Here is a 10107-nt window from a genome sequence, read left to right on the forward strand (position 1 = left end):
TCACATACTATGTTGCGGGATAAAGCTTATCCCGAAAAACATATTGGGAGGCTGAAAATTATGAAAAATCAAGGAAACAAAGCAAACACAGGAAGCCAGTACAAAGCGGAATTTGCCCAAGATAACTCGGTAGGAGTCGTTTCTCAAAAGGTGAAAAAGTCCCAGCAAAATAAAATTCAGGACAACTTCCAGACACCAAATGAGAAGTATGGTGAAGAATTCGCAGCAGATCAAGTCGGCACAAGCTCTGTAGCACAAAAGGTACAAAACTCCAGTCTCAGCAAAGTTCAAAACAATGCTCAAACACCAAATGAAAAATTCGATGAAAACTTTAACACGAAATAAAAAAGCATATACAATTGATAATGCTCCGGATTCATATCCGGGGCATTTCGTGTTTGAACAAGGGGTGGTCACTTATGGGGTTTGAGGTTTTATCTCCTTTTTAATTGTTTTTAAGGTGGAATTAAGGTTTAAAGTGCAAAATAAAGTCAGCTAAACAACACCACCTTGAAGCATAGGGTTTGGGAGGAGATATACAATGGACGAATTTAAAAATAATAATTCTGGACGCCGGGATGAAAACGATCAGGTTGAATCCGATAAAACAACTCGGCAGAATGATTCAAATGGTTCTTCATATTACTATTCGTACGGTCCCTTTTCTTCAGTTCAATCAGATGGACAACGCAAGGATGGGAAGCTTGTAGAGAAGGACGTTGAGATTACGCCACCGCAGTCAGTAAGGCCACTTCCTTCCTCATACCATCGTGCAGGGGCGGAGCAACAACAAGACGCCTCGGGTCGGAACGGCGGCAACTGGCAATTTAAGCAAAATAAACCCAAGTCCCAGGTAAAGACGATCTTCCTATCCTTTTTGGCCGGGATGCTGGTTATTACGGTTCTGATGTACACGGCCGACCGCACGAATATGTTCACACCTGAGACGGCGTTGACTTCGGCGGCAGCTGAAAGCGGAGCAACGACCAATTCGGAAACGACGAGTCAGTCTCCTAACGCAGTTCCGGCTGTGATGCCTTCCGGCACTGCAGACGTTCAATCCGTTGTGGCCAAAGCGGGTCCGGCAGTCGTTAAAATTGAAACACTGGCTAAGCAATCTAGTGGTAGTGGCAGACAAAGCAGTCCTTATTATAATGACCCGCTATATCAATATTTTTTCGGTAATCAGTATGGAGACAGTGGTAATAGCGGAAACAACGGCAGCAGCAATGAAAATGAAGGCAGCAACAGCGGACAACTGACTCCGCTTGGTATTGGTTCCGGCTTTATTTTCGATAAAACGGGCTACATCCTGACGAACAATCACGTTGTTGAAGGCGCCAATGTGGTCCAGGTCACGGTAGAGGGAACCAATAAGCCATATGAAGCCAAAGTGCTGGGCAAAAATGCAGACCTGGATTTGGCTGTGCTGAAAATTGAAGGCAAGGATAACTTCCCGACGGTAACGTTAGGCAACTCCGAAAATGCTAAAGTCGGTGAGTGGATGGTAGCCATCGGTAACCCTGAAGGCTTCGAGCATTCGGTAACAGCCGGGGTGCTGAGTGCGAAGGAACGTACGATTACCATTAACAGTGAGTCTACGGGAAAACCTACTCAATATAAACATTTAATCCAGACCGATGCGTCCATTAACCCGGGGAACTCTGGTGGCCCTCTGTTGAACCTGCAAGGACAGGTTATCGGCATGAACGTAGCTGTCAGTGCTGACGCACAGGGAATCGGGTTTGCGATTCCGTCCAATACGATTTTGGAAGTCGTCGACAAGCTGAAAAATAATCAGCCTATTCCGAAAGAACCCGTTCCTTTCATTGGCGCAAGTCTGTTGAATCTGAGTCCCGAAGTAGCCAAGGAATTAGGGACAACCCTGACTGAAGGCTCGGTGGTGCGGGATATTATCTACAAATCACCAGCTTATCAGGCGGATCTACGCCCTTATGATGTGATTATCGGAGCTAATGGTACTCCTTACAGCACATCACAGGAGCTGATCGATTTCATTCAAAAGCAAAAAGTGGGTACAGCACTGACGCTTAACATTGAACGGGCAGGACAGAAAAAGGATGTTCAGTTAAAAGTGGGTAACAAGAACGACTTTAGCTCGACTCTCCAACAGTAATCCAATCATCCTTTAAAAGTGAAAAATGTGAAAAGAAACGGAAGGAAGCTACCTTCCGTTTCTTGCTGTATGTGGAGGCAAGATGCTACACGCGTCTACTCCTGCTACAATAGAGTGAAAAGAAGATAATAAAGGAGCTCGATGGTGTATGCGTTCTACCATTCTGATTATTGATGACGATGAAAAAATTGTGTCCATGCTGCGCAGAGGGCTGGCCTTCGAGGGCTACGAAGTGATGACGGCTGCCAACGGCGCAGAGGGATTGAATAAAATGCTTACAGCTGAGCCTGATGTTGTCGTGCTGGATGTGATGATGCCGCAACTGGATGGCTTCGAGGTATGCCGTCGCATGCGGGAGGGAGGAAGTACGGTGCCCGTTTTGATGCTTACAGCCAAGGACGAGGTGGAGAACCGGGTTAAGGGATTGGATCTGGGTGCAGACGATTATCTCGTCAAGCCATTTGCTCTGGAGGAGCTACTGGCTCGTGTGCGGGCGCTTCTACGCCGTAAAACCGATCAGCAGGATCATAATGGACATCGACTGACCTTCGAGGATTTGCAGCTGGATAACGAATCGCGTGAAGTGGTTCGCGGCGGCAAGCGGCTGGAGCTGACGGCAAAAGAATTTGAACTGCTCCACTTGTTTATGCAAAACCCGAAGCGCGTTCTGTCTCGTGACCTGATTATGGACAAAATTTGGGGCTATGACTACAGCGGGGAGTCAAACGTGCTGGAAGTGTATATTGCCATGCTCCGACAAAAAACGGAGCAGGATGGCGGCAAACGGCTCATTCGTACGATTCGGGGAGCGGGTTATATTTTAAGAGGTGATGTGTAATTATGTCTATTCGTTGGCGACTGACAGCTTGGTATTCCAGCATCTTGGCTATAGTACTTGTTATGTTTGGACTGGCTATTTACGGACTGGTATATTATTACACATATAATGAAGTGAAAAGTCAGCTTATGAACCAGACGCCACGTATTAACAAGCAGTTACTGCTTACCGTCAAAGGAGGACTGTTTGAGGTCCCCAATCTGGATTTGGGCTTGGTGCAGGGTCGTGGAATTGATGAATCACAGCTATATGTACAAATTTATAATTATACATCCGGCGTCACCAAGACGACGCAAAATATGAAAAATCTCGATATTACCTTTCCGGTTCCATCCACAGCGGCTGGAGCGGTTCAAAATGAGGGAATTCGACGTGTAAGTGTGGATGGGGATTCTTTTATGATTTATCAGCAACCGATCAAATCCGAGGAACTGGGATTAGTGGTTGGACTGTTACAGGTGGGGCAATTTACAGGCTCTCAGGATCGGCTTATGAACAGGCTGCAAAGTGTGCTTGTATACGGTTCGTTATTTGCTTTACTCGCGGCTGCGACCTCAGGCCTCTTTTTAGCTCGCAAGTCCATGAAGCCGCTGGTCAAGGTGATCGAAGGGGCTAATCAGATTCAGTCCAGTAATGATTTGAGTGTCCGGATCGAATATGATGGACCGCCAGATGAAATTGGGCAACTGATCGCGACGGTTAACAAGATGCTGGGGCGTACGGAGGTTTTTTATAAGGAGCTGGAGGATGCTTATGGAGCCCAGCGCCGTTTTGTAGCCGATGCTTCCCATGAACTGCGTACGCCGCTTACGACAATTCGAGGCAACGTTGATTTTTTGCTCAAAATGTGGACTACCGAGCCGGGAGACCGTCCCAATCTGGATGAAGCGATGATTCGTGAACTCTCTATGGAGGCCCTGAGTGATATGGCGGATGAAGGAAAACGGATGAGCCGTCTGGTTGGCGATATGCTATCGCTCGCCAGAGCAGATACAGGGAAAACATTCGAGAAGGCTCCGGTGGCGCTGGAGCCGCTCGTAAGTGAGGTTGCCAGGCGTGCTCAATTTTTGGAGCGGACGTCCGAATGGAATGTAGGTGACTTTTCGATACTGAATGGCATTTATATGGATGGCAGCAAGGATTATCTGCAGCAAATGCTGTTTATTTTCATAGATAATGCGTTCAAATACACACCTGAAGGTACGGTCCGATTTGATGCTATCGTCTATCAGGGACAGGTAGGTCTGCGGATTAGTGATACAGGCATCGGGATGGACAAGAGTGAGGTTCCCTTTATTTTTGACCGCTTTTATCGGGCGGATGAGTCGCGCGGGGTGACGGAGGGAATTGGCTTGGGTTTGTCCATTGCCAAGTGGATTATAGATGAACATCATGGGTCCGTGGAAGTGGTTACACGCCAAGGGGAAGGGACGACATTTATCATCTGGCTTCCGGTCAGCTTTTCCGCGCCTTTGGAATAGGCTATAATAGGAAGGCAACTACATCATAGAATTGGCCGGTAAAGGCTTGGATGCCACAGCTACTCAGTTTTTGGAGCTGTATACTGTGTCGAAGAAAGCGGGTGCTATTTTTGGAAGTGCTCAGAATTTCGCCCCGGGGTTACTGCTACGGCGTAGTCGATGCCATGGTATTGGCTCGTCAGGCGGCCAGAAACTTGGATTTACCTCGGCCTATTTATATACTAGGCATGATTGTGCATAACAGTCATGTCACAAATTCCTTCGAGGATGAGGGAATTATTACACTCGACGGCCCTAACCGCATGGAGATTTTAAGCCAGGTGGAGAGTGGTACCGTTATTTTCACCGCTCATGGTGTATCCCCTGAGGTTCGCAAGCTGGCTCGCGATAAGGGGCTGACTACCGTTGATGCAACTTGCCCGGACGTGACGAAGACTCATGATCTGATTCGGGAGAAGTCTGCCGAAGGCTATCAAATTATTTATATCGGCAAAAAGAATCATCCCGAGCCAGAGGGGGCCATCGGCATTGCTCCCGACCATGTTCATCTGATTGAGAAGGAAGAGGAGATCGATGGCCTTATGTTGTCTGCGGACAAAATTCTAATCACGAATCAGACGACCATGAGTCAGTGGGACATCAAGCACATTATGAAAAAGCTGCTGGATAAGTTCCCAGGTGCCGAGATACACAATGAAATCTGTCTGGCCACTCAAGTGCGTCAGGAAGCGGTAGCTGAGCAGGCCGGACAGGCGGATCTGGTGATTGTCGTTGGCGATCCGCGCAGTAACAATTCAAACCGATTGGCTCAGGTGTCTGAGGAAATTGCGGGTACAACAGCTTACCGTATTTCGGATGTAACAGAGCTGAAGCGGGATTGGCTGGAGGGCGTTCACAAGGTAGCAGTCACCTCTGGAGCTTCTACGCCTACGTTGATTACGAAAGAGGTTATTTTGTACCTGGAACAATATGATCCGGCTAACCCGGATACATGGGAGATTCAGCGGACGATTGATATGAAGAAGCTGCTGCCCCCTGTGCGTGAAAAGTCAAAAACGACTAAATAATTTATAACAGATCATGGCTGCTATTCGGGAAAGGGATCCCGGATGGCAGCTTTTTTTGAATTGGACGGAAGCCCACCCGGACTAAATCGGTATCACGAGGATCGAAATTGCAGGCCAATATTCAGGCTAATTAAGTCTTGACGAGTACAGGCAAAACAGGTATATTTACTTTAACGAATAAAAGCTTGAAAGCGAACAAGCGTTTAAGTGTCATAATGTATGTGGGTGTTCCATAAAATATGTTTTATGAGAGAGGAAGAAAAATATGATCGTTATCGCTGGTGTCCAAACACCTGAAGAACATATCCAGGCCATAGTTGCAGTTATTGAAAAAGAAGGTTTGCAGGCTCATGTTTCCCATGGATCGGATCGTACGATTATTGGGCTGATCGGTAGTGTAGAGCCTAAGCTGGCTGAACACCTGCGCCAAATGAAGGGCGTAGAGAATGTAGTCAAAATATCGAAGTCTTACAAATTGGCGAGCCGCGATTTTCATCCCGAAAATACCGTCATCTCTATCAAAGGTGTGAATATCGGCGGAGGCGAGCTTGTTATCATGGGTGGACCATGCGCCGTTGAGTCTGCTGCGCAGATTGACGAAATTGCTGCATTGGTTAAAGCTGCGGGTGCACAGGTTCTCCGTGGAGGTGCTTTTAAGCCGCGTACGGGTCCCTACAGCTTCCAAGGAACAGGTGTAGAAGGCTTGATCATGATGGCCGAGGCGGGCAAGAAGCATGACCTGCTGACCATCACAGAGGTTATGACACCCGAATACGTGGATATCTGTGCGGAATATGCGGATATTTTGCAAGTAGGTACACGTAACATGCAAAACTTTGATCTGTTGCGCAAGCTGGGATCCTGTGGCAAACCAGTGCTGCTCAAACGTGGTTTCAGTTCGACTTACGATGAGTTCCTGAATGCTGCCGAGTATATTTTGGCGGGCGGTAATCCGAATGTTATGCTGTGTGAGCGCGGAATCCGAACATTTGAAACCTACACGAGAAATACGCTGGACCTGTCAGCTATTCCTGTTCTGCAACAACTGAGCCATTTGCCGGTTATTTCCGACCCGAGCCATGGCACAGGGCGTCGTGAGCTGGTTGTTCCTATGACGAAGGCTTCGGTGGCTGCCGGAGCAGACGGATTGATTATTGAAATGCACACAGACCCCGACAATTCGATGACGGGTGATGGTGTACAATCCCTGTTCCCGGATCAATTTTCAGATTTGCTGAAAGATTTGGAATTGCTGGCCCCAGCTGTAGGAAAAACATTCCATACCCCCAGTACCATTTCTTAAAACCAATACTTAACATTAATGCATAAAAGTTGTGCCGCAACGCAGTCAATTGATTAAAATCGCCCCCAAAAGCCCGATGTTTCGGGCTTTTTGTGCTATTCAAATGTTATCAAGAGCGTAAGAATATCTAACATTAGTTTAAAAAATACCTTACATAGCTATTGACCCGTGTCATGTTTGAGATTTATAATGACGACAGAAAAAAACATTCGATCATGAACATTTCAGGGTTGTATAAGACTTAATGTTCGGAAAATTGGGAGGAAGAAGACATGTCCGTTGAAAATGTATTAAAAACAATTCAGGAAAATAATATTGAGTGGGTAGATTTTCGCTTTGTAGATTTGTCCGGCCGTGCTCACCATATTTCGTTGCCAGCTTCCGAAGTAGATGAGGAAACATTTGTTAACGGTGTTGCTTTCGACGGTTCTTCCATTCCTGGCTATCGTGGCATCGAGGAATCCGACATGGTTATGCTGCCCGATGCGGAAGCGGTTTTTATCGACCCTTTCACTCAGCATCCTACACTGAATATTCTGTGTGACATTGCTACGCCAGACGGCGAAAAATACGACCGCGATCCTCGTGGCATCGCAAGAAAAGCAGAAGAATTCCTGAAAACTGCTGGTGTAGGTACGAAAGTTAACTTTGCACCTGAATCCGAATTTTTCATTTTTGACGAAGTGCGCTACGGAAGCAGTATGAACAGCTCCTCCTTCTTCGTAGATTCCGAAGAAGCAGCTTGGAACACGAATCGCAAGGAAGAGGGCGGCAATCTGGGCTTTAAAGTGGGAGTGAAGGGCGGATATGTGCCTGTAGCGCCAGTAGACACCCAACAAGACATCCGTAGTGAAATGTGCCGTTTGCTTGAAGAAGCAGGTCTGAGAATTGAGCGCCATCACCATGAGGTTGCTACGGCAGGCCAAGCGGAAATTAACTTCCGTTTTGATACACTCAAGAAAACAGCTGATAATCTGCTTGTTTATAAATACATTGTACACAACACAGCTCGTCAATACGGTAAAGTGGCAACATTTATGCCGAAACCACTCTTTGGAGATAACGGAAGCGGTATGCACGTTCACCAATCCATTTTCGATGGAGACACTCCTTTGTTCTACGAAAAAGGTGCTTACGCTAACCTGAGCGAACTGGCCCTTCATTACATTGGCGGTATTCTGTACCATGCACCAGCGCTGATCGCTTTGACGAACCCAAGTACGAACTCGTTCAAGCGTCTCGTTCCAGGCTATGAAGCTCCAGTTAACCTGGTATTCTCCAAAGGTAACCGTTCTGCAGCTGTCCGTATTCCGGTAGCGGCTGTTACGCCTAAAGGCTGTCGGATCGAGTTCCGTACACCGGACTCCACAGCTAACCCTTACCTAGCCTTCTCTGCAATGCTGATGGCGGGTCTGGATGGCATCAAGCGCAAACTGAACCCGATCGAATTGGGGTATGGTCCACTTGATACAAACATCTATGAGTTGTCCGATGCTGAAATAGGTAAAATCCGCAGTGTTCCTGCTTCGCTGGATGAGGCTCTGGACGCTCTGGAAGCCGACTACGAGTTCTTGACAGAAGGCGACGTATTTACGAAGGACTTTATTGATAACTATGTGGAGCTCAAACGTTCTGAAGCTAAATCGGTTAACATCCGTGTTCATCCGCACGAATACAGCCTGTATTTCGACTGCTAATAGCAGTTAATAAATGAGCAGCGCTAATCAAACAATTAGCATAGTTGCCTTGAATGACAACATGAGCTACAAAACAAGCAGCATAGCTGCCTTGAACATTAACCATTAGCCTCTGGTAACGGTTAATGTTCAAGATAGGTCTCCGGTCTTTAAGCCGGGGACCTTTTAACATTAAATTAAATACCACAAAGTTAAGATGTTAAATATACTTACATTCACATCTTTGTCACATCATAAATGAAATCGAAAACATTTTTTAACAAGTCTTGAACGCTCTTATGAATACTGCTATCATAGCGATAATATCCGCACCAGAGTAGAGAAGGGATGGGAATTTGTTGAGTAAGAGAGCCTATAATTTTAATGCAGGACCAGCGGCATTGCCGCTCAAAGTGCTGGAACGTGTACAAGCTGAATTCGTAGATTTTCAGGGAACAGGTATGTCCATTATGGAAATGTCTCACCGTGGAGCTGTGTATGAATCTGTTCATAATGAAGCGCAGGAACGTCTGTTATCTCTGCTAGGCAATCCAGAAGGCTACAAGGTGTTATTTCTTCAAGGTGGCGCTAGTACGCAATTTGCTATGCTGCCCTTAAATTTCTTGGGTGAAGGACAGACAGGAAGCTATATCATGACAGGTAGCTGGTCGGACAAGGCTTATAAAGAAGCCAAGCTTGTGGGCAAGGCTCATATTGCTGCGTCTTCCGCTGATGAGAAGTATATGCGTCTTCCGAATGTGGATTCTTTGGACTTGCCTGACAATACTGCTTATGTGCATATTACGTCCAACGAGACGATTGAAGGTACACAGTTCAAGCAATTCCCGAATACCGGTTCTGTGCCGTTGATTGTGGATATGTCCAGTGATATTTTTTGCAAGCCGTTTGATGCTACTCAATTCGGACTGATCTATGCTGGAGCACAAAAAAATCTGGGACCTTCCGGCGTAACGGTCGTGATCGCCCGTGAAGAACTGTTAACATCTTCACCGGACAACGTTCCTACGATGCTGCGTTATAGCACTTATGAGAAAAATAACTCTCTCTACAACACACCTCCATCCTTTGCTATATACATGGTGAATGAGGTACTGAAATGGATCCAGGAAGAAGGCGGCCTGGAAGGCATTGAACGCGTCAACCAGCAGAAAGCTGCTTTGCTCTACGACCGTATTGACAGCAGTGAAGGCTTCTACCGTGGTTGTGTGGACGTCGCTGACCGTTCCATTATGAATGTGACCTTCCGTCTCGCAAATGAGGACTTGGAAAAGCAATTTATTAAGGAATCCGAGCAGGCTGGTTTCGTCGGTCTGAAGGGACATCGCAGTGTAGGAGGGCTTCGCGCTTCGATCTACAATGCTGTTCCGCTGGAGAACTGTCAAGCGTTGGCCGAGTTTATGGATAGCTTTAAGCAGCGTCATAGCTGATTGTAACGGACATATATTTCGATACACGAATGTTGGAAATCGAAATGACCAAAGTAAAGCCTTCCCTGAATGTGTATAGGGGAAGGCTTTTAGTGGTGTAGAGCGATTATTTTTTGGTTGATGTTCAAATCTCACCGATTTTGTTAAAATAATAGAA

At 46.5% G+C, this 10107-nt stretch carries 8 protein-coding genes; all 8 read left to right on the forward strand.

From position 1 onward, the window contains the following. The first annotated feature begins 60 nt into the window (after window positions 1–60). The 8 genes from C1I60_RS13895 to serC all read left to right on the forward strand — a co-directional run bounded on the left by C1I60_RS13895 (window position 61) and on the right by serC (window position 9950). Window positions 61–345, forward strand: coding sequence for a hypothetical protein (locus C1I60_RS13895; RefSeq protein ID WP_137062217.1), 285 nt, complete (start codon window positions 61–63; stop codon window positions 343–345). 196 nt (window positions 346–541) lie between these two features. Beyond that, the gene (locus C1I60_RS13900) at window positions 542–2137 is read left to right on the forward strand and encodes a S1C family serine protease (RefSeq protein WP_137062218.1); all 1596 of its coding nucleotides are present in this window, start codon (window positions 542–544) and stop codon (window positions 2135–2137) included. Window positions 2138–2285: 148 nt separating this feature from the next. Beyond that, window positions 2286–2975 (forward strand): response regulator transcription factor, encoded by a 690-nt coding sequence (locus C1I60_RS13905; protein ID WP_014280609.1) that lies wholly within the window; start codon window positions 2286–2288, stop codon window positions 2973–2975. A 2-nt stretch (window positions 2976–2977) separates the two neighbouring features. Next, the gene (locus C1I60_RS13910; RefSeq protein ID WP_137062219.1) at window positions 2978–4456 is read left to right on the forward strand and encodes a sensor histidine kinase; all 1479 of its coding nucleotides are present in this window, start codon (window positions 2978–2980) and stop codon (window positions 4454–4456) included. 110 nt (window positions 4457–4566) lie between these two features. Beyond that, window positions 4567–5523: a 4-hydroxy-3-methylbut-2-enyl diphosphate reductase gene (locus tag C1I60_RS13915; protein WP_137062220.1), complete on the forward strand. Its 957-nt coding sequence runs from the start codon at window positions 4567–4569 to the stop codon at window positions 5521–5523. Window positions 5524–5788: 265 nt separating this feature from the next. After that, window positions 5789–6826 carry a 3-deoxy-7-phosphoheptulonate synthase gene (gene aroF, locus C1I60_RS13920; RefSeq protein ID WP_137062221.1) on the forward strand — a complete coding sequence of 346 codons (1038 nt, stop codon included), beginning with the start codon at window positions 5789–5791 and terminating at the stop codon, window positions 6824–6826. 272 nt (window positions 6827–7098) lie between these two features. After that, window positions 7099–8523, forward strand: a complete 1425-nt coding sequence (gene glnA / locus C1I60_RS13925; protein ID WP_044647439.1) for a type I glutamate--ammonia ligase — start codon at window positions 7099–7101, stop codon at window positions 8521–8523. Window positions 8524–8858: 335 nt separating this feature from the next. After that, complete coding sequence (gene serC, locus C1I60_RS13930; protein WP_137062222.1) at window positions 8859–9950, forward strand: 3-phosphoserine/phosphohydroxythreonine transaminase; 1092 nt, start codon at window positions 8859–8861, stop codon at window positions 9948–9950. The last annotated feature ends 157 nt before the right edge of the window (window positions 9951–10107 follow it).

The organism is Paenibacillus terrae, assembly GCF_005217525.1.
Lineage (GTDB): Bacteria > Bacillota > Bacilli > Paenibacillales > Paenibacillaceae > Paenibacillus > Paenibacillus terrae_C.